Source organism: Sphingomonas sp., assembly GCF_036402235.1.
Lineage (GTDB): Bacteria > Pseudomonadota > Alphaproteobacteria > Sphingomonadales > Sphingomonadaceae > Sphingomonas.
Genome location: NZ_DASWTG010000008.1, coordinates 108,716 through 130,106, shown reverse-complemented (window position 1 = coordinate 130,106; position 21,391 = coordinate 108,716). Strand labels below are relative to the sequence as shown.

Below are 21,391 nucleotides of genomic sequence, written 5' to 3'. Positions count from 1 at the left end.
CTTCGACAGGACTCGGCGACCGGGTTTTTCGGAAATGCGGGGGCGCCAATGGCCTCGCCAGGCCACCGCGTCAAGAGGCGTTGCGCGGTTGAGCGACTGCGCTAAGGGTAAGGAATGGAGAAGGAGTAACGAATGAAACTAGCAAGCCTCAAGCATGGCCGCGATGGCAAGCTGGTTGTCGTCTCCAATGATCTCGCCTGGTACGCTGATGCCGGGCACATTGCGCCGACGCTTCAGGCCGCGCTCGACGACTGGAAGCGGCTCGAGGGCGATCTGCGCAACTTGGCCACCGATCTCGATCACGAGGTGATCCCGCGCGAGCGCTTCCATGAGCGCGAGGCGGCGGCGCCGCTGCCGCGGGCGTATCAATGGGCCGATGGCTCGGCCTATGTGAACCATGTCGCGCTGGTGCGGCAGGCGCGCGGGGCGGAGATGCCCGAAAGCTTCTGGCACGATCCGCTGATGTATCAGGGCGGATCGGACGGCTTCCTCGGCCCGCGCGACCCGATCCCGCTCGCCGATGAGAGCTGGGGCTGCGATCTGGAGGCCGAGGTGATCGTCGTGACCGGCGACGTGCCGCTCGGCGCGAGCCGGGAAGAAGCGCTAGCGGCGATCCGGCTGGTGGGTCTCACCAACGACGTGTCGTTGCGCAACCTGATCCCGGGCGAGCTGGCCAAGGGGTTCGGCTTCTTCCAGTCCAAGCCTGCCAGTGCTTTCTCGCCGGTGTTCGTGACGCCCGATTCGCTCGGCGACTGGTGGAAGGACGGCAAGCTGCACCGCAAGCTTATGGTGGATCTCAACGGGCAGCCCTTCGGCCGCGCCGAGGCTGGCGAGGACATGACCTTCGACTTCGGCACCTTGGTCGCGCATGCAGCCAGGACGCGTGCGTTGGGCGCGGGGACGATCATCGGATCGGGCACCGTCTCCAACCGCGACGCCGCGGGTGGCCCCGGCAAGCCGATTGCGGAGGGCGGGGTCGGCTATTCGTGCCTGGCCGAGCTGCGCACGGTCGAGACGATCAACGGCGGCAAGCCGTTGACGCCGTTCCTCAAGGCCGGCGACACCGTGCGCATCTGGGCGGAGGATGACAAACACCACCCGATCTTCGGGACGATCGAGCAGACCGTCGGGGGATAGGTTGCGAGTGCCCGGCGACGTTCCGATCTCGATATCATGATGGTCGATAGCGGCTATCACCTGTTCGAGACCGCAGCGGGCTTCGCCGCGATCGGTTGGAACGCGAAGGGCATCAGCAGCTTTCGGCTGCCCGCGGGCACTGCGCGGGAGGTGGAGCGGTCGCTCCTGCGGCGGCTGTCCGGCGCGAAACCGGTATCTCCACCCTCACCGGTGCGGGCCGTAGTCGACGACGTGCGACGCTATTTCGCCGGGGAGCGCGTCGATTTTGCCGGCGTGCCCGTCGATCTCGGACCGCAGGAGCCGTTCTTCGACCGCGTCTATGGGGTCGTGCGTCAGCTCGGCTGGGGCGAGACGGCGACCTATGGCGCGGTCGCCAGGGTGCTCGAGGCGGGTCCGGAGTTCGCCCGCGAGGTCGGCCGGGCGATGGCGGCCAATCCGTTGCCGCTGATCATCCCCTGCCACCGCGTGACGGCCGCGAACGGGCGGATCGGCGGCTTCTCGGCGCCCGGCGGGTCGCTGTCCAAGGCGCGTATGCTCGCGATCGAGGGGGTCGAGGTGCGGGACGGTGTCGTGACCCGCGACCTGCCGCAGCTGGGGCTGGGTTTCTAGGCATCAGAACGCGAACGCCCCCTGCCGGTCGATCAGCGGCCAGCAGCCGTGATCGATGTGCCGGCCGCTCCCGCTTTCGATCAGCAGGATCTCGTCGACCGGCCATGCGATGGGCGGGATGGCGGCGCGCCGGGCCGAGCTGCCGCCATAAGCCAGATTGAGATGCAGGCTGAAGGCATAGTCCGGTAGCGGGACGCCGCAACGCGCGATGCGCGCCACCAGGGCACGCTGGAAATATCCAGGCGCCCGCTGGCCCTTGCGCGGTTTGAGCGTATCGCCCTCGATATGGTCGAAGGCGACCGGGAAGGGTTCGGCGTCGAATGCCTCCATCGCCCGATGGATCGCGTCGATCGTCGGCTGCGTGCTTTCGCCAATCGGCAGCAGGGTGCTGTGCCAGCGCTCGGGCGCGTAGCTGATCTCAATGCCCAGCGCCGCGCAGAGACGGATCAGCGCGGCACGTTCGGGCGGCCGGGGCTTGATCACCAGATAGAGCGGCCTGTGCCACCGTCGCTTGGCCTGCCCGGCCATCTCAGTGAAAATCCCGCGAGCGCACCGGGATCAGGTCCGGCGCCTTGAGGCTGCGGCGCGGCAGCAGCCGTTCGCGCGGGGCGGTCGTGGGGTGCGCCGTGTCGAGATCGCCGACCTCGCGCAGCCAGTCGGTAAGGTCGGTGATCTGTTCGGCGACGACATGGATCACGATCCCCTCGCGCTGCACGCGGCCGCGCACGGCGAGCATCGTCGCGGCCATCACGGTGCGGCGATTGGCCTCGAACCGGTCTTTCCACAGCACGCTGTTGGCGATTCCAGTCTCATCCTCCAGCGTAACGAACACCACTCCCTTCGCACTCCCCGGCCGCTGGCGGACGAGGATCAACCCGGCAACCTCGACGCGTGCGCCGTCCTTCATCTGCAGGAGGTCCGCGCACCGCACGATCCGCCGAGCCGCCAGGCGATCGCGCAGGAACGCAACGGGATGCGCGCGGAGCGACAGCTGGGTCGCGCGATAATCCTCGATCACCTCGCGCCCTTGCGTGAGCGGCGCGAGCGCGACCGGCGCCTCGATGCTTTCGGGTTGAACCTCGCCCTGGCGCAGGTCGGCGGCGGCGAACAGGTCGAGCGGGCGGTTGGCGAGACCCTTGATCGCCCATAATGCCTGACGCCGGTTGAGACCCAGCGACTGGAAGGCATCGGCGCGCGCCAGCCGTTCGAGCGCAGCCGGCTTCACGCCCGAGCGGCGCCAGACATCTTCGATCGTGGCGAAGGTTGCGCAGGCGCGCGCCGCCAGGATGGCCTCGGCATCCTCCTTGGCCAGCCCCTGCACGATCCGCATGCCGAGCCGGATTGGCTGAAGGCTCGCCCAATCCGCATCGGTGCCGCAGAATCCTTCATCTCGCGGCCGGGTGTTTGGCCCGGCATCCACCATCCGCGTGTCCCACTCGCTGTCGTTGATGCACACCGGACGTGCTTCAACGCCATGTGCCCGAGCATCACGGATCAATTGGGCGGGGGCGTAGAAGCCCATCGGCTGCGCGTTGAGCAGCGCGCAACAGAACACGTCCGGGTGATGACATTTCATCCACGACGAGGCGTAGGCGATCTTGGCGAAGCTCGCGGCGTGGCTTTCGGGGAAGCCATAATTGCTGAAGCCTTTGATCTGCTCGACAAGCCGTTCGGCGAATTCCTCGCTGATATTGTTCTTGCGCATGCCAGCAATCAGCTTGGGACCGAATTCGCCGATGTCCCCGCTTGCCTTGAAGGTCGCCATCGCGCGTCGCAAACGATCGGCCTCGGTCGGCGTGAAGTCGGCGCCCCTGATCGCGACTTGCATCGCTTGTTCTTGGAATAAGGGAATGCCGAGAGTCTTAGTCAGCACGTCTTCCAGGGCAGGAGACGGATATTCGATTTTCGCTTTGGGGTTGTTTCGGAGTAACTCGCGCCGCTTGAGATAAGGATGAACCATATTGCCCTGGATCGGCCCGGGGCGGACGATCGCGACTTGGATGGCGATGTCGTAGAAGCAGTCCGGTAGCATTCGCGGCAGCATCGACATCTGCGCGCGGCTTTCGATCTGAAACACACCGAGTGTGTCGGCCTGCTGGATCATCTTGAAGGTTGGTAAGTCGGTGCCTTGGAGTTCGTTTGCGTCGAGCGTCATCCGCTCGCCCTTATGCTGTTCGAGCAACGCGAAAGCACGTCGCATGCAGCCGAGCATGCCAAGGCCCAAGACATCGACCTTCATCAGGCCGAGCTCTTCGACGTCGAGCTTCTCCCATTCCACTACGCGGCGATCGATCATTGCAGCAGGTTCGATCGGTACAAGCGTGTCGAGCCGGTCTCGCGTCAGCACAAAGCCGCCGGGATGCTGGGACAAATGGCGTGGAGTGCCAACCAATTGCCGCGCAAGCTCGAGCGTGAGGGCGAGGCGCGGATCACTGCGATCGAGGTTGAGCGCGGCAGCATGGCCTTTGTCGACCTCGTTGGATGTGCCCCAGACCTGCGAGGACAGGGCTGCGGTGAGGTCTTCGGGAAGGCCCATCGCCTTGCCTACCTCGCGCAGTGCGCCGCGTGAGCGATAACGGCTGACTACTGCCGTCAACGCGGCATGGTCATGGCCATAGGTTTCGTAGATCCATTGGATCACTTCCTCTCGCCGATCATGTTCGAAATCGATATCGATATCGGGTGGCTCGCCGCGTTCTCGTGAAACGAATCGTTCGAACAGGAGCTGGTTCTTGATCGGATCAATCGAAGTGACGCCAAGCACGTAACAGATAAGCGAATTGGCGGCTGACCCGCGGCCCTGACACAAAATGCTTTGGCTGCGCGCGTACTGAACGATCGAATTCACAGTGAGAAAATAGGGGGCGTACGCCAGCTTCCTGACAAGGCGCAGCTCCTTATGGAGAAGACGGGAATAGACTTTTGGCCGAAATCCTTTGAACTTGGCTCGGAGGGATTGCCATGCGAGTCGCTCCAACGCCCGTTGAGGCGTGTACCGGTTCATTATGATTTCGTCGGGATACTGATAGTCGAGGGAGCGCAGCGAAAAGGTGCATCGCTCGGCAATGGCCAGCGAAGCACGCAGCGCCTCAGGATGGTCGCGGAAGCGGCGTGCCATGTCCTCGGGCGATTTCAGATGGCGGTCGGCGCTGCGTTCGCGGCGGAAGCCGAGCTCGTCGATCGTGCATTTCTCGCGGATCGCAGTGACGACGTCCTGCAGCATCCGCTCGCCGGGCATGGCGTAGAGCACGTCGCCGGTGGCGAGCGGGGTGAGGCCGAAGCGCCGGGCGGCCGTGTCGAGCTGGTGGAGCCGCATCGCGTCGCCGGGGCGGCGGTGCTGGGTAAGGCAGACATGGCCGCGCTCGCCGAACACATCGGCCATCCAGCGCAGGGCGAGCGGATCGCCCGGGTCGGCCATGCCGGGCACCAGCGCACCGACCAGCCCCTTGGCGGCTTCGGCCACGTCTTCCCAATGGAGGAAGCATTTGCCCTTCTCGCCCTTCTGCGCATCGGCGCGCGACTTGCCGAGCGTGAGCAGGCGGGTGAGCCGCGACCAGGCCGGGCGGTCCTCGGGCCACACCAGCACCGAGCTGCCGTCGGTGAGGTCGAGCCGGCATCCCGCGATCATGCGGATCGGGATGCCCGCCTTGGAGAGCTGTTCGGCGGCGACCAGCGAACGCACCACGCCCGCGACCGAATTGCGATCGACGATGCCGAGCGCGGGCAGGCCGAGCAGCGCCGCCTGGCGGAACAGCTCCTCGGGCGAGGAGGCGCCGCGCAGGAAGGAGAAATGCGTCGTCACCTGGAGCTCGGCGTAGCTTGCGGGGGTTGGGCTCATCCGAACACCCCGTGGAGATACCAGCTCAAGTCGCCGGTCGCGCTCTGCTCGCCGTCGCCGCGGCGGAACAGCCAGTAGCGGCGGCCTGTATCGTCCTCGACGCGGAAATAGTCGCGCACCTGATCGGCCTCGGCCGGGCGCTTCCACCATTCGCCATGGATGCGCTCCGGCCCGTCGGCGCGCACCACGCGATGCGGCTGGCCGCGCCAGGTGAAACGGCGCGGGGCGTGGTCGGGCAGCTCGGCGATGACATGATCGAGCCGCTCGGGCCGGCGCAGCAGCCGCGCCGGCTTGGGCCATTCGGGATGCCAGGGATGGAGCGCCGGATTGCGATCGAGCTGGCCGACATCATCGATCTTCGGCCGCGCGCCCCCGCGTTCCGGCGGGTCGAGCACTGCGGTCCGCACCGCCGAGCGCTCGGGAACGTCGCTTTCCACGGCGCGCATCCGCCACATCCGCCGCATACCGATCCGCGTCGCCAGCGTATCGACCAAGGTGGCGATATCGGGCGGGGCCTCTTCGTCGAGCCGTTCGTCCAACGGCTGGGGACCGAGCGGGGCGGCGCGGCGGACGTGGAGGGCGATGGCGTCGATGCCATAGCCCGGCTCGACATCCTCGATCCGGCGCTTGAGCAGGCGCAGCAGATGCGCCGGATCGCGGCTCGGCCGGGCGAGGCCGATGCGGATTCGCTGGGGCACGCCATCCACGCGGTCGGCGATGCATTCGAGCGCCTGCACCCCCAGCCCCTCGCCCTCGAGCGCTACGGCGAGCTTGGGGACGAGCTCGCCCAGCCAATGCTCGATCGCTTCCGCGGTGGCGATCGGTTCGGCGAAGCGCTGGCTGGCGGTGATCGCTTGCGGAGGGATCACCGGGTCTAGCGGTTCGGGGATGCGGCCCAGCGCCTGATCGATGCGCAGCACCGTCGCGGCGCCGAAGCGGCGGACGAGCGGACCGCGCGGCATCGCGGCGAGCTGACCGATGCAGGTGATGCCGAGCCGTTGAAGCAGTTCGACCGCCGCCTCGTCGATGCGCAGCGCGGAGGTTGGGAGATCGGCGAGTGCCTGCGCCTGTTCGCCCGGCGGGCAGATGGTCATTTGCACGCACGCATGGCGAGCCAGCGCCCAGGCAGCGCCGGGCGTATCGGCGACGGCGACCTGCGTGGTAAAGCCGGCGCGGGCGAGCAGGCGGACGAAATGGCGCGCCATCCGTTCTTCGCCGCCGAACAGATGCGCCGTGCCGGTGAGGTCGAGGAACAGTCCGTCGCTGCCCGACAGCGCGACGACCGGCGACCAGCGCCGCGCGGCGAGGATGGCGAGGCGGCGCAGCGCGGCGCAATCGCCCTCGGGATCGGCCGGGCGGATGTCGAGCCCGCGCACCTGCGCGCGTGCCTGGGTGACCGCCATGCCGGGCCGCAGCCCCAGGGCCTGGGCGGCAGGGCATGCTGCGGCGATCTCGATCCGGCTGCCGTTGTGGAGGGAGGTGATGAGGGGGGCGGGCTGATCCTCCCCCGCCAGGGGGAGGTGGCAGGCGAAGCCTGACGGAGGGGGAGGAGGCACAACGGGAGTTGGCCGCCGTCCTCCCCCTCCACCGCCTTCGGCGGTCCCCCTTCCCTTGGCGGGGGAGGGTTGTGACGATGCCGCATCCGCGTCCGCGGCCCAGCGCGCGCCGGGACGCCAATGGCCCTCATGCTGGGCCGGCTTGCGCAGCGGCGCCCGGGGAACGGGGAGAAGGCCGGGCGCGGACTCAGGCCGCGCGCCGCGCCGCTCCGCCTGCCACAACCGCTCGATCGGCCAGAGGGGCAGGTAGAGCGCAGCGACCCGTTTCATCGCATGCCTCCACTAGAATATCGAAAGGATCGCCCCCTTTTTGCCGCGCCAGGCTGAGCTGCCAGCGCGCGCGCCCCACGCCTTCCACCGGCAGCGGCGTCGAGGGCGCGCACCCCACGCGCCAGCGAGTCACCGCCGCCGATGGCGCGCCGAGCGGATCGCCCGCCTGCCTCGGATGCCGCTTCATCAGCAGCGCGATGGTGCGCCCGCCCTCCGCCGCGAGCTGCAGCCGCCGCGTCGCCGGCATGCCGACTCGCCGCGCCTCGCCCACCACCGCGCCGAGGCCGCGATGGCGCAACCCTTCCTCCATGATCGCGAGCAGCTCGTCATCGTCGGCCGCTTCGGCATAGAGCAGACGTTTCGGCGCTAGGCCGGACTGATAGAGTCCCGGGGCGAACAGGTCGCGCCGCCGCACCACCCACAGTACCGGCCCCCAGGCGCGTGCGGCGATCCCGGCCATGAACAGGGTCGCGGCGGCATCATCGGCCAAATCGGGCGTTGCCGCCGCCACCTCGTGCAACGCATCGAGTCGCAGCCCGCCATCCGCCAGCCGCGCATCGAGCCCGTCGATCCCGAACGGCAGCATGGGACGGCGACGAAAGCCGCTGCCTTCGATCGCATTCAGCGTCTCGCGCAATTGCCTGATGACGGCGGGATCGGCCATGTTCCTGCCTTGTAAACTCCGACTCGGGATTGGTTGTTCCTATTTTGTTCCATTGGTAGGCAGAGTCAACCGCTTGCCAACCGCGCTGGTGGCCGTATCATTCGCCTATCACACCAACTCCCGGGGGAATTTGATGAAGCCCGTCACCGGCGCGATCCTGCTCGCCACCGCCTCGCTCCTAGTCGCCACCGCACAGGCAAGCCCGATGTCCCAGAACGCACCCGCCGCTGCGCCCGCCGATCCCGCGCCGATGCTCGACAAATGGCCCGGTCCCTTCGACGGGGTGCCGCAGTGGGACAAGGTGACGCCGGCGATGTTCCCCGCCGCGTTCGAGAAGGCGATGGCCGAGGCGCGCGCCGAGTTCGCCAGGATCCGCGACAATCCCGAGGCGCCGACCTTCCAGAATACGATCGAGGCGACGGAGAAGAACAGCAGCTCGTTCAACCGGCTGTTCCCCGTGTGGGGCGTCTATACCAGCAACCTCGCCACGCCCGAGGTGCAGAAGATCGCCGCGGAGTGGAGCCCCAAGCTCTCGGCCTTCTTCACCGAATTGAGCCTCGACCCCAAGATGTTCGCGCGCGTGAAGACGCTCTACGACAAGCGCCAGACGCTCGGCCTCAACGCCCAGCAGCTGCGCCTGCTCGAACGCGAGTATCGCGACTATGTGACGTCGGGCGCGCTGCTGAACGACGCGCAGAAGGCCGAGGTCAAGCGCATCAACGGCGAGCTCGCCAAGCTCTATACCGATTTCAGCCGCAAAGTGCTGGCGGATGAGGAGACCGCGATCATCCTCGCGAGCGAGGCCGATCTCGCCGGGCTCCCCGACAGCTTCAAGGCGAGCCTCGCCGAGGAGGCCAAGGCGCGCGGCCAGGCGGGCAAATGGGCGGTCAAGAACACGCGTTCGTCGATGCAGCCGTTCCTGATGTACTCGACGCGGCGCGACCTGCGCGAGAAGGTCTACAACGCGTACATCAACCGCGGCGACAATGGCGACGCCAACGACACCAATGCGACGATCGCCGCGATCCTCAGGCTCCGCCAGGAGCGCGCGAAGATCCTCGGCTTCAAGAACCACGCCGAATACCGGATGGACGACACGATGGCGGAGACTCCCGCCAACGCGATGAAGCTGATGATGTCGGTGTGGCCGGCGGCGCGCGCCCGCGTGCTCGAGGAAGTCGCCGACATGCAGAAGCTCGCCGATGCCGAAGCCGCGGCGGGCAAGGGGCCCAAGATCAAGATCGCGGGCTGGGACTATCGCTATTATGCGGAGAAGGTCCGCAAGGCGAAGTACGACCTCGATGAAAGCGAGGTGAAGCCCTATCTCGAGCTCAACAACATGGTGGACGCCATGTTCTATGCCGCCGGGCGCCTCTACGACCTGCAGTTCAAGGAGAATACGGGGACGATCCCCGTGTTCCATCCCGATGTCCGCACCTTCGAGGTGACGCGGAATGGCGAGACGGTCGGCGTCTTCTACCTCGACAATTTCGCGCGGGCGGGGAAGCGCTCGGGCGCCTGGGCGACCGCCTATCGCGGCCGCTCGGGGCTCAAGGGCGACCGGATCGTGCTCGCCTCGAACAACAATAATTTCACCAAGGGCGGCGGCGGCGAGCCGACGCTGATCAGCATCGACGATGCCTCCACCCTGTTCCACGAGTTCGGCCACGCGCTGCACAGCCTGCTCGGCAACGTCTATTATCCCGGCCTCGCCGGCACGCCGCGCGACTTCGTCGAATATCCGAGCCAGGTGAACGAGAACTGGCTGCTGACGCCCGACGTGCTCAACCGCTTCGCCAAGCATTACAAAACCGGCGAGGTGATCCCGGCGGCGCTGGTCGAGAAGATCGAGAAGGCGCAGACCTTCAACCAGGGGTTCGACACGGTCGAGTATCTCTCCTCGGCGATCGTCGACATGAAGCTGCACGATCGCGAGACGCCCGTGACCGATCCCGACGCCTTCGAGCGCGAGGCGCTGGCCGAATTGCAGATGCCGAGCGAGATCGTGATGCGGCACCGCTTGCCGCAGTTCAATCACCTCTTCTCGTCAGACGCCTATTCGGCGGGCTATTACTCGTATCTCTGGTCGGAGACGATGGACGCCGACACCTGGGCGGCATTCGAGGAGACCGGCAATGTCTGGGACAAGGCGACCGCCGACAAGTTCCGGACGATCCTGCTGGCGACCGGCAACGAGACCGACCGCAAGGAAGCCTATAAGGCCTTCCGCGGGCGCGACCCCGATGTGAAGGCGCTGTTCAAGCGCCGGGGGTTCCCGTCCGAGTGAGGAATGGGCGCCGCCGGCCATGTGCTGGCGGCGTTCTTGCGGGCTGCTGAATAGAAGTCTGGATGCCCGACAAGGATTCGAACCTTGATTGACGGAGTCAGAGTCCGCTCTCTTACCATTAGAGGATCGGGCAATCGGCAGGCGATCTAGGCGGCGGAAAGCCGTGGGTCAAGCGATTCGGGCCAGTTCTGCACCCTTCCGCCCTCGCCTTGCCGATGCCCCGGCGCCCTGCTAGCCTTGCTCCCAAGCACCGGCGGCCTGCTTCGGCCGTGACGGAAGAACATAAGTGAGTGGTTGTGATGGGGGAAGGCTCCGCCAGGATGCCGCGCCCGCCGGCTCCGAAACCGGCCCGCCCGGCCCCAAGACCGCCCCAGCCCCAGCAGGGGCGGGCACGCTGGCCAGACGCCCGGCACTATGCCGCGCTCGATCTGGGCACCAACAATTGCCGGCTCCTGATCGCCCGTCCGCAGGGATCGGGGTTCATCGTCGTGGATGCCTTCTCGCGAATCGTGCGGCTGGGCGAGGGGCTGGCGTCGAGCGGGCGGCTGTCTGACGCCGCGATCGAGCGCACCATCGCCGCGCTCAGGATCTGCGCCGACAAGCTCAAGCGCCGTCATGTCGCGCTGTCCCGCTCGGTCGCGACCGAAGCGTGCCGTCAGGCCGCCAACGGCCCGGAGTTCATCCAGCGCGTCTATCGCGAGACGGGGATCGTGCTCGACATCATCACCGCCGAGGAGGAGGCGCGGCTGGCGGTGCTCGGCTGCCACGCGCTGCTCGAGCCCGGCGACGGCCCGGCGCTGGTGTTCGACATCGGCGGGGGATCGACCGAGCTGGTGCTGGTCGATTCGGACGGCCCGCATCCCCGCATCCTCGACTGGCACAGCGCGCCCTGGGGCGTGGTCTCGCTGACCGAGGCGCGCGGCATCGCCGACGACCATGATCCGCAGGCGCGCGAGCGCGGCTATGCGCGGATGCGCGCGAGCGTGGCCGAGGCGTTCGCGCCGTTCATCGAGCGGCTCCCCGCGGTCAGCGGCACGCCGCGGCTGCTCGGCACCAGCGGCACGGTGACGACGCTCGCCAGCGTGCATCTCGGCCTTCCCTCCTATGACCGCTCGGCGATCGACGGGCTGATCGTGCCGGCGGCGTCGATGCGCGCGGTGAGCCAGCGGATCGCCGGGCTGGACATGACCGGGCGCTCGGCTATTCCCTGCATCGGCGCGGAGCGGGCCGATCTGGTCGTCGCGGGCTGCGCGATCCTGGAGACGATCATGGACATCTGGCCCGCCGAGCGGCTCGGCATCGCCGATCGCGGCATCCGCGAGGGCATCCTTCGCCGCCTGATGGGCGCGCGCGCGCAATGAGCAGGGGCGGCACCAGAGGGCATACCCGCGTGCGCACCTCGCGCGGGCGCACCAGCCAGTCGGTGCGCTGGCTCGAGCGGCAGCTCAACGATCCCTACGTCAAGAAGGCCAAGGCCGAGGGCTATCGCAGCCGTGCTGCCTATAAGCTATTGGAACTGGACGAGAAATTCGATTTCCTCAAGGGATCGAAGCGCGTCGTCGATCTGGGGCTGGCGCCGGGCGGGTGGAGCCAGGTGGTGCGTCGCAAATGCCCCAAGGCGGCGGTGGTCGGCATCGACCTGCTGCCGGTCGACCCGATCGACGGCGTGACGATCTTCCAGATGGACTTCATGGACGATGCCGCGCCGGTCCTGCTGATCGAGGCGCTGGGCGGCGCGCCCGACCTCGTCCTGTCGGACATGGCGGCGAACACCGTCGGCCACCCGCAGACCGACGCGCTGCGCACGATGGGGCTGGTCGAGACCGCGTTCGACTTCGCCGTGCAGAATCTCGCGCCCGGCGGCACCTTCGTCAGCAAGGTGTTCGCGAGCGGCGGCGACGGCAAGTTCGTCGCCCAGATGAAGCGCGCCTTCGCCAGCGTGAAGCACGCCAAGCCGCCGTCGAGCCGCAAGGGATCGGTCGAATGGTTCGTGGTGGCGCAGGGATTCAAGGGGCGCCCCGATCCGGCCGAGGATTGAGCCGGGTGGTTTTCGCGTACGCGGCATGAATTCTACTTTCATCATTATGGTACGTGGAGTGCTATCAATATAGCCAAATAGGTTTGTATAGGAAAGCCTTGGCGCGTTCGTCGCGGGTTTCCGGCCTTTCCGGCGCCCCGACGTGCGCGCATGCCGTGGCGCGCCCGCAATGGTCGGAGCGAATCGTCGCGAGAGTCGGGGATCGGGTACGGAACATGCCGGTGACGATGTTGGCGTGCGGCCGCGATGGCGAGTCCGTTCCGGCGAGGCGAAACGTCCACGACATACATGCACCGCATACCAGCGGGCGGGCATGCATTCGCCGGAACCTCTTCCGCCTCGCCAAAAACGGGTGCGGGGCGTCAGCCGGCGTAGCGGTCGGTCGCGCGGATCAGCCGGTCGAGGATGCCCGGCTCGGAATAGGCATGGCCTGCGCCCTCGATCAGGTGGAAGTCCGCCTCGGGCCAGGCCTGGTGTAGCGCCCAGGCATAGCGCGCGGGGCACGGCATGTCGTAACGGCCGTGCACGATCGTTCCCGGGATGCCGTGCAGCTTGTGCGCGTCGCGCAGCAGCTGGCCCGGCTCCAGCCAGCAGCCATTGACGAAATAATGCGTCTCGATCCGCGCGAAAGCGAGCGCGAACTCCCCCTCGTCAAACTGCGCGGACAGGCCGGGATCGGGCAGCAGGGTGATCGTCTCGCCCTCGAACAGGCTCCATGCGCGGGCGGCTTCGATCTGCGCCTCGCGCGTGCCGGTGGTCAGGCGGCGGTGATAGGCGGAGAGCAGGTCGCCGCGCTCCGCCTCCGGGATCGGCGCGACGAATCGCGCGTACTTGTCGGGGAACATCTCCGACACGCCGAACTGGTAGAACCAGTCGAGCTCGGGCCGGGTGCAGGTGTAGATGCCGCGCAGGACCAGCTCGCTCACCCGGCCGGCATGCGTCTGGGCATAAGCGAGCGCGAGCGTCGAGCCCCAGGAGCCGCCGAACACCAGCCATTGCTCGGCACCGGCGAGCTCGCGCAGCCGCTCGATATCGGCGACGAGGTGCCAGGTGGTGTTGGCGTCGAGGCTGGCATGCGGCGTCGATCGCCCGCAGCCGCGCTGGTCGAACAGCAGCACGTCGTAGCGCGCGGGATCGAACAGCCGGCGGTGCGCGGGCGAGATGCCGCCGCCCGGGCCGCCGTGGAGGAACACTGCGGGCTTGGCGCCCGGCGTCCCGGCGCGCTCGTAATAGATGCTGTGGCCGTCGCCCGTGTCGAGCATGCCCGAGGCATAGGGGGTGATTTCGGGGTAGAGGGTGCGCAGGGTCATCGGGTGGTTGTGGCGGGTGTGGGGCGGGATGGGAAGCGGTGTCCTGCGGAGTGCCGGTATTCGTTGCAGGCACCACCGCGCCAGAAGCGGACCCGGCAGCAAACGACCCTGTTGCGGACGTTGCATCCCTCTCCCGCTCTGCCCTCACCCTTCCGCCGACTGCGTCGGCTCCCTCCCTCTCCCAAAGGGAGAGGGACTTACGACCGCTTTCCACCCATTATCGGACGTTCGACGCCGAACAGCCGTGCCGAAAGCGGACAGGCTGCAACCGAATCCCATTGCGAGCATCAAGCTCTTCTTCTCCCCTCCCTGCAAGGGAGGGGTTGGGGGTGGGTTGGCGCGCGCAGCGTGCCATACTACGCTTCCCCATGGCTCGCCGTATCGATCCGGAACTGACCAGGCGCGCACGGGAACTGCGGAATAATCCCACGTTGACAGAGCTAGCCGTGTGGCATCGCATCTCGCGCTATCGGCCCGCATTCACCCGCCAGCTGATCGTACCGCCGTTCATCATCGACCTTGCCTGCCGCACGGCCCGGCTGGGCATCGAGTTCGACGGCAGCCAGCATCTTGAAACGGCCGAGGCGGATGAACGACGCACCCGCTATCTCGAGCGAAGGGCTGGCGGATCATCCGCATGTGGAACTCAGAGGTTCTCGCCAATCCCGATGGCGCCACGCTCCATATTCTGGCGCAGGCCGCCGAGTGCCTCGGCGGGATCCACCCCCTGCCCCTCCCTTTCAGGAGGGGAGACCGCGACAACCCCGGACGCGCTGAGTGGCAGCTGACCATCCATCAGCCACGGCAGGATCAGGCCGGCCGATCCTCGCCGGCATCCAGCCGGAAGTGGAACATGCGGCTGGGGCCGTCTTCGGGGACGAGGTAGAGGTCGCGGCCCTCGATCGCCATGCCTTCGCCGGTATAGGGGCCGCCGCGGCCGATCGGGCGGATCGGGCCGATCGCGCCGGCGCGCAGCGTCCGCCGGACCTGCATCGACGGCCAGTCGATCCAGTCGACCGCGCCGCTCCACGGGGTGATCGCGCCGCCCGCCACCAGCTGGCCGCCGGCGAACTTCATGTCCTGATGGCGCGTGGCCGAGGGGTTGGGGATGGTGCGTGGCGGGGCGTTGCGCGCGAGGTCGAAGATATAGAGCAGGCGGCCGTCCCAATTGCCCGCGACCAGCGTGTTGCCCGACGCGGCGACGAAGCCGAGATGGTCGGCGACGGGGATTTTCCGCCGCACTTTCAGGCTGTCCGCATCGACCTCGATCAGGATCGCGGAGCTGCGTGGCCGGTATTCCGCGACCGGCACCCAGATCGATCGGCCGGAGATCGAGATGCCGCCGGGATGGTAGCGCACACCGTCGGTCAGCTCGAGGCGGCGCAGGAAGCGGCCGGTGCGCCGGTCGAAGGCGTGGAGATACGCCTTGCGGCTCGCTTCGTCGACCGAGGTGACCCAGATGCGGGTGCGCTCGAGCGCGAGTCCCTGGACATGGAACAGCTCGCCGTCGAGCCGGAGCTCGCCGACGCGCCGCGCGCCTTCGACCGGCCCGTCGAACCGGTCCGGCGCGGCGGCGGTCGATAGCGTGACCAATGCCAGCAAGGGCAGGCCGGATCGCGCCGCCCTCCCGATCATCCAGGCCTTGCGGATCATCTGGCTTGCCCCCGAGCAGCGTTGTCCGCGCGCCCCTTCGCAAATTCATGTGTCAGAAAAGGCAAAGCCGCGTTTCAGAAATGCTGCACCGCACGGGGCGGCGGTGCGTGCTCAAATCCCGCCTTCTCAAAGCTGTCACTGGACTTGGCCAGCGCGCGGCGGGTAAGTTCCCGCCGTCCTGCAAGGGGAGGGATCGATGAAGCACCTCGCACGCGCCGCGGCGGTCCTGGCATTGGCGCTCGCGCCGATCGCCGCGTGGGGGGACGCCAGCCCGCAGGTGGTGCTCGCCACCCCCGGCATGGGCGATGGGGCGATCGAGCGCTTCACGATCCGCTTCAGCCAGCCAATGGTGCCGCTGGGCGATCCGCGCGCCGCCGCGCCGGCCAAGGTCAACTGCGCGGTGGGCGGCGAGGGGCGCTGGGTCGACCAGCAGACCTTCGTCCATGAATTCGCGACGCCGCTGCCGGGCGGGACGGTGTGCGAGTTCCAGCTCAACGAGAAATTGAAGAGCCTGTCGGGCTATGACGTCACCGGTTCTCGGACCTTCAAGGTCGATGCCGGCGGGCCGACGGTGAAGGGCATGCTGCCGAGTCGCTATGGCGGGCAGATCGAGGAGGACCAGGTCTTTCTGATCGGCACCAACATGCCCGCGACGCGCGCCTCGATCGCGGCCGGCGCCTATTGCGCGGTCGAGGGGCTGGGCGAGCAGATCCCGGTCGAGGTGCTCGATGCCGGACTGCCCGGCAAGCTGCTCCAGGACCTCAATCCCGAGCGCTGGGAAGTGCGCAACTTCCTCTCCGATTCGGGGATCGCCGAGAAGCTGCCCGAGGACGCGGCGACTCGCGCCAAGGCGCTGGCGAGCGTGGTCGCGGTGAAATGCGGGCGGCCGCTGCCGCCGGGGCGTGACGTCTCGCTGGTATGGGGCGCGGATATCGCGGGCGCGGGGGGCAAGACCGCGGGCGCCGAGCAGCGCTTCGACTTCACCGTGCGCAAGCCGTTCACCGCGCGCTTCGAATGCTCGCGAGTCAATCCGCAGGCGGGCTGCTCGCCGGTGCAGGAGGCGTGGGTGCGCTTCAGTGCCCGGGTGCCGAAGGAACTGGCCGAGCAGGTGCGGATCGAACTGCCCGACGGCAAGAAGCTGACGCCCGAGCTGAGCGACGACGACAAGCGCGCCAACACGGTGAGCGACCTCAAGTTCAAGGCGCCGCTGCCGGCATCGACCACGGCGAAGCTCGTCCTGCCCGCGGGGGTCAAGGACGAGAGCGGGCGGGTGCTGGCGAACGCCGAGCGCTTCCCGCTGGAAGTCCGGTTTGATGAAGCGCCGCCACTCGTAAAATTCGCCGCGCCGTTCGGGATCATCGAGGCGGAGGAGGGCGGGATCCTGCCCGTCACCGTGCGCAACGTCGAAGCCTCGCTTCAGGGCAAGGGGCTGAGCGTCGCGGGCCAGCATATGCGGGTCGATGCCGCGGACGGGGTGATCGCCAAATGGCTGCGCAACATCGACAAGGCCGACGATTACGAGGTCGACGAGGTCAAGCGCGGCGCGGAGACGGTGCGCATCAACCAGACCGGCGCCAAATCGATCCTGCCGCAGGGTCTCGGCACCGCGCTCCAGCCGATCGCGCTGCCGGGCAAGGGCAAGGAGTTCGAGGTCGTCGGGATTCCGCTCAAGAAGCCCGGATTCTATGTCGTCGAGCTGGCCTCGCCGCAGCTGGGCCAGGCGCTGCTCGGGCGCAATGCGCCGCGCTATGTCGCGGCGGGGGCGCTGGTCACCAACATGGCGGTGCATTTCAAATGGGGGCGCGAGGGATCGCTCGCCTGGGTGACCTCGCTCGACAGCGGCAAGCCGGTGAGCGGCGCCGCGGTGCAGGTGACCGACAGCTGCACCGGCGCGGCGCTGGCCAGGGGGACGACCGACGATATGGGGCGGCTCGCGGTCAAGCAGGGCATCCCCGAGCCGCAGAGCTGGGGCAATTGCGACGATTCGAGCTCGCACCCGCTGATGGTCTCGGCGCGCAAGGGCGATGATATGAGCTTCACGCTGACCGCGTGGGGCGAGGGCATAAGGCCGTACGACTTCGACCTGCGCTATGGCTATGAGGCGGCGGGGGAGATCGTCCATACGATCTTCGACCGCGCGCTGGTGCGCCAGGGCGAGGCGGTCAACATGAAGCATGTGCTGCGCCGCCCGGTGGCGCAGGGCTTCGTGACGCCGGCGGGGTTCACGGGCAAGTTGAAGCTCAGCCACCGCGGATCGGAGACGAGCTTCGAGCTGCCGGTGACGGTCGATGCCTCGGGCACCGGCGAGACGCAGTGGAACGTGCCGCAGGGAGCGCCGATGGGCGACTATGACCTGCAGTTCGTCGGCCCGGGCAAGGACGGGGCCGAGCAGACGATCTGGACCAGCCAGTCGATCAAGGTCGACGAGTACAAGCTGCCGACGATGAAGGCCTCGGTCGCGGGGCCGAAGGAGGCGGCGGTCAAGCCCAAGAGCCTGCCGCTCGACCTGTTCGTGGGGTATCTGTCGGGCGGGGGTGCGTCGAACCTGCCGGTCGAATTGCGCATCGGCTATTATGACGGGATCGCCGCGCCCGCGGGCTATGACGGCTACAGTTTCGGCGGCAAGGCGATCGAGGAGGGGACCAAGCCGCTCAACGGCGAGGGCGAGGAGGATACCGCCACCTTGCCGCCGATGCAGACGCTGCCGGTGACATTGGGTGCGGACGGGACGGCGCGGACCAGTATCGACATCCCGCAGACGCTCGACGGCAGCAGCCAGATGCGCGTCGAGATGGACTATCAGGACGCCAATGGCGAGATCCTGACGGCGTCGCGCCGCGTGCCGATCTATGCCTCGGGCGTTCAGCTCGGCATCAAGACCGACGGCTGGCTGATGAAGGAGGACGACCTGCGCCTGCGCTTCGTCGCGCTCGACACGCAGGGCAAGCCAGTCAAGGGGCAGAAGGTGCAGGTCGCGCTCTACAGCCGCGAGATATTGACCGCGCGGCGGCGGCTGATCGGCGGCTTCTATGCCTATGAGAACAACGCCAAGACGACGAAGATCGATGCGAGCTGCTCGGCCTCGACCGACGAGCTGGGGTTGGCGCAATGCGCGATCGATCCGGGCGTGTCGGGCGAGGTCTATGCGGTGGCGACGACGCAGGATGCGAGCGGCAATGTCGCGCGCGCGGTGACGTCGGTGTGGCTGGCGGGCGAGGACGACTGGTGGTTCGGCGGCGACAATGGCGACCGCATGGACGTGATCCCCGAGCAGCAGGAGTACAAGTCGAGCGACACCGCGCGCTTCCAGGTGCGCATGCCGTTCCGCAGCGCGACCGCTTTGGTGACGGTCGAGCGCGAGGGCGTGCTGTCGAGCTTCGTCACCGAATTATCGGGCGACAATCCGGTGGTCGAGGTGCCGATGCAGGGGGTGTACGCGCCCGACGTGTTCGTGTCGGTGATGGCGGTGCGCGGGCGCATCGGCGGGTGGAAATTGTGGTGGGCGGACCTGGCGCGGCGCTGGAACCTGCCCTTCTTCTCGCGCGAGGGCGCGGCGCCGACCGCGATGGTCGACCTCGCCAAGCCGAGCTATCGCCTGGGCATCGCCAAGGTGAAGGTCGGCTGGGAAGGGCATCGCATGGCGGTGGCGGTCAAGGCCGACAAGGAGCGATACGCCGCGCGTGACACGGCGAAGGTCGCGCTGCAGGTCAACAACCCCGACGGCAGCGTCGCGCCGAGCGCGGACGTGGCGTTCGTCGCGGTGGACGAGGCGCTGCTCCAGCTCGCCCCGAACGAGAGCTGGGACGTGCTCGGCGCGATGATGGGCGAGCGGCCGATTTCGGTCCTCACCTCGACCGCGCAGACCCAGGTAGTCGGCAAGCGGCATTATGGCCGCAAGGCGGTCGAGGCCGGCGGTGGCGGTGGCGGGGATCTCTCGGCGCTTAACCGCGAGAATTTCCAGCCGGTGCTGCTGTGGCGCGGCAAGGTACCGCTCGACGCCAAGGGACAGGCGCAGGTCGATGTGCCGCTCAGCGACGCGCTGACCTCGTTCAAGCTCGTCGCGATTGCGCTGGGCGACAAAGGCCAGACTTTCGGCTCGGGCGAGACCAGCATCCGCAGCGCGCAGGATCTCAGCATCTTCGCGGGTATCCCGCCGCTGGTACGCGACGGCGACTTCTTCTCGGCCGGGTTCACGCTGCGCAATGGCTCGGACAAGCCGATGAAGGTGACCGCGCAGGTCGAGCTGTCGCCCAAGGTGGCCGAAGGCCGCGACCTGACGGTCGAGATTCCGGCGGGCGGCGCGGTGCCGATCGCCTGGAACCTGACTGCCCCAGCGGGCTTCGACAAGCTCCAGTGGAAGGTCACCGCCAAGGACGAAAGCGGCAAGGCGAGCGATGCGATCACCGTTGTGCAGGAGGTCGCGCCTGCGGTGCCGGTCGAAACCTGGGCGGCGACGCTGGTGCGCGTCGGCGAGGGCGGACCGGTCGCGATCCAGCCGCCGGCGGGTGCGTTGCCGGCCTTCGGCAATGTCTCGATCCTGCTCACCGACACGCTCGCCCCGCCGCTTCAGGGGGTACGCGATTATATGGCGGCCTATCCTTATGGCTGTTTCGAGCAGCGGACCTCGCGCGCGATCGTGCTCGGTGACACCGGCGCGTGGAACACGCTGGCGGGCGAGATGCCGGTCTATCTCGATAGCGATGGCCTGCTGCGCTACTTCCCGTCGGACAGCCTGCGCGGGTCGGAGGCGCTGACCAGCTATATCCTCTCGATCACCGCGGAGGCGGGTTTGCCGATCCCGGAGGGCCCGCGCGCGCGAATGATCGAGGCGCTGAAGGCGGTGCTCGACGGGCGGCTGCGGCATGAGGATTATGGCGATCTGCGGCTGCAGAAGGTCGCGGCTTTCGCGGCGCTGGCGCGGCAGGGCGCGGCCAATGCCGCGATGCTCGGCCAGATCGGCATGACTCCGCAGGACATGCCGACCTCGACGCTGGCCGATTATATCGCGGCTTTGGGCAAGGTCCCCGGCCTCGCCAATGGCGCGCAGCTGCGCGCGGCGGCGGAGGGCGTGCTCAAGCAGCGCCTCGTCTATGAGGGCACGCGCATCGACCTCAGCGACAGCGCCAACACCGCCTGGTGGATGATGTCGTCGGGTGACGAATCCGTCCTCAAGGCACTCGTCGCGACGCTCGGCCGTCCGTCCTTCTCGGGTGAAGGGCCGAAGATGATGGTCGGCGCGGCGTTCCGTCAGCAGCGCGGGCATTGGGACACCACCACGGCGAACGCCTGGGGCGTGATCGCCGCGCGGAAATTCGGGAGCGTCTATCCGGCGAGCGCGGTGGCGGGGATCACCACCGCGTCGCTCGCGACGCAGAGCGTGACGCGCAGCTGGCCGCTGCCCGATCCGCAGCGCAGCTTCACCCTCCCGCTTCCGGCGGTGGGCCAGCAGACGCCGCTGACGCTCAGCCAGTCGGGCGGGGCGGGGCCCTGGGCGATGGTGCAGGTCAAGGCCGCGGTACCGCTGACCCAGCCGCTGAGCGCCGGGTATAAGCTGAGCAAGAAGACCGAGGTGGTTCAGGCCAAGACCAAGGGCACGCTGACCCGCGGCGACGTGATCCGCGTGACGCTGACGGTCGAGGCGACCGCGGACCGCAACTGGGTGGTGATCAACGATCCGGTGCCGGCCGGCGCGACGGTGATCGGATCGCTCGGCGGGCAATCGGAGATGCTGGCCGAGGGCGGCGAGACGTCGGGCACGCAGCCCAGCTATGTCGAGCGCGGACGCGACGCCTGGCGCGGATATTTCGCCTGGCTGCCGCGCGGCACGCACACGGTGACGTATGTGATGCGCCTCAACGCCGCGGGGCGGATGCAGCTGCCGCCGTCGAAGGTCGAGGCGATGTACTCGCCCGAGATCCGCGCAGCGGTGCCGAACCAGCCGATGGTGATCGCGCAGCGGTGACGTGAGCGAGGAATTTCAGTCAGCCGTCACCCCGGCCTTCTGCCGGGGTCCACGGCTCCCCGTTCGA

General features: G+C 67.9%; 13 protein-coding genes and 1 tRNA gene. 7 read left to right on the top strand and 7 right to left on the bottom strand.

The features are described from left to right. The first annotated feature begins 132 nt into the window (after window positions 1-132). Together VGD28_RS01320 and VGD28_RS01315 are read left to right on the top strand one after the other, a co-directional pair. Window positions 133-1,137 carry a fumarylacetoacetate hydrolase family protein gene (locus tag VGD28_RS01320; RefSeq protein WP_331026527.1) on the top strand — a complete coding sequence of 335 codons (1,005 nt, stop codon included), beginning with the start codon at window positions 133-135 and terminating at the stop codon, window positions 1,135-1,137. 36 nt (window positions 1,138-1,173) lie between these two features. Further along, a complete protein-coding gene (locus VGD28_RS01315; protein WP_331026526.1) occupies window positions 1,174-1,746 on the top strand; it encodes a methylated-DNA--[protein]-cysteine S-methyltransferase in 573 nt (190 codons plus the stop codon). A gap of 3 nt (window positions 1,747-1,749) precedes the next feature. On the opposite strand, the gene VGD28_RS01310 is transcribed toward VGD28_RS01315, so the two are convergent. The 4 genes from VGD28_RS01310 to VGD28_RS01295 all read right to left on the bottom strand — a co-directional run bounded on the left by VGD28_RS01310 (window position 1,750) and on the right by VGD28_RS01295 (window position 8,074). Then, complete coding sequence (locus tag VGD28_RS01310) at window positions 1,750-2,229, bottom strand: 2'-5' RNA ligase family protein (protein ID WP_331026525.1); 480 nt, start codon at window positions 2,227-2,229, stop codon at window positions 1,750-1,752. 46 nt (window positions 2,230-2,275) lie between these two features. Continuing rightward, on the bottom strand, window positions 2,276-5,584 hold the full coding sequence (locus tag VGD28_RS01305; protein ID WP_331026524.1) for an error-prone DNA polymerase: 3,309 nt from the start codon (window positions 5,582-5,584) through the stop codon (window positions 2,276-2,278). Beyond that, window positions 5,581-7,140, bottom strand: a complete 1,560-nt coding sequence (locus tag VGD28_RS01300; protein WP_331026523.1) for a DNA polymerase Y family protein — start codon at window positions 7,138-7,140, stop codon at window positions 5,581-5,583. Before VGD28_RS01300 ends, VGD28_RS01305 begins: the two co-directional genes overlap by 4 nt. Window positions 7,141-7,327: 187 nt before the next feature. Then, the gene (locus VGD28_RS01295) at window positions 7,328-8,074 is read right to left on the bottom strand and encodes a protein ImuA (protein ID WP_331026522.1); all 747 of its coding nucleotides are present in this window, start codon (window positions 8,072-8,074) and stop codon (window positions 7,328-7,330) included. Between the two features lie 133 nt (window positions 8,075-8,207). Between VGD28_RS01295 and VGD28_RS01290 the strand changes: the two genes are divergently transcribed. Beyond that, a complete protein-coding gene (locus VGD28_RS01290; RefSeq protein WP_331026521.1) occupies window positions 8,208-10,361 on the top strand; it encodes a M3 family metallopeptidase in 2,154 nt (717 codons plus the stop codon). 59 nt (window positions 10,362-10,420) lie between these two features. Here the strand turns inward: VGD28_RS01290 and VGD28_RS01285 are convergent. After that, a tRNA-Gln gene (locus tag VGD28_RS01285) sits at window positions 10,421-10,494 on the bottom strand. Between the two features lie 187 nt (window positions 10,495-10,681). Here VGD28_RS01285 and VGD28_RS01280 point away from each other — a divergent pair. Further along, window positions 10,682-11,722 carry a Ppx/GppA phosphatase family protein gene (locus VGD28_RS01280; protein ID WP_331026520.1) on the top strand — a complete coding sequence of 347 codons (1,041 nt, stop codon included), beginning with the start codon at window positions 10,682-10,684 and terminating at the stop codon, window positions 11,720-11,722. Beyond that, window positions 11,719-12,399, top strand: coding sequence for an RlmE family RNA methyltransferase (locus tag VGD28_RS01275; RefSeq protein WP_331026519.1), 681 nt, complete (start codon window positions 11,719-11,721; stop codon window positions 12,397-12,399). The genes VGD28_RS01280 and VGD28_RS01275 overlap by 4 nt, the downstream gene beginning before the upstream one ends. A 362-nt stretch (window positions 12,400-12,761) precedes the next feature. Here the strand turns inward: VGD28_RS01275 and pip are convergent, their stop codons facing one another. Next, window positions 12,762-13,709 (bottom strand): prolyl aminopeptidase, encoded by a 948-nt coding sequence (gene pip / locus VGD28_RS01270; RefSeq protein ID WP_331026518.1) that lies wholly within the window; start codon window positions 13,707-13,709, stop codon window positions 12,762-12,764. A 368-nt stretch (window positions 13,710-14,077) separates the two neighbouring features. Here pip and VGD28_RS01265 point away from each other — a divergent pair, with 368 nt between their 5' ends. After that, complete coding sequence (locus VGD28_RS01265; RefSeq protein ID WP_331026517.1) at window positions 14,078-14,497, top strand: endonuclease domain-containing protein; 420 nt, start codon at window positions 14,078-14,080, stop codon at window positions 14,495-14,497. Between the two features lie 22 nt (window positions 14,498-14,519). On the opposite strand, the gene VGD28_RS01260 is transcribed toward VGD28_RS01265, so the two are convergent. Beyond that, window positions 14,520-15,362, bottom strand: a complete 843-nt coding sequence (locus tag VGD28_RS01260) for a DUF6454 family protein (protein WP_331026516.1) — start codon at window positions 15,360-15,362, stop codon at window positions 14,520-14,522. A 196-nt stretch (window positions 15,363-15,558) separates the two neighbouring features. Between VGD28_RS01260 and VGD28_RS01255 the strand changes: the two genes are divergently transcribed. Continuing rightward, entirely contained in the window at window positions 15,559-21,324 is a 5,766-nt protein-coding gene (locus tag VGD28_RS01255) for an alpha-2-macroglobulin family protein (RefSeq protein ID WP_331026515.1), read from the top strand. Window positions 21,325-21,391 lie beyond the last annotated feature (67 nt).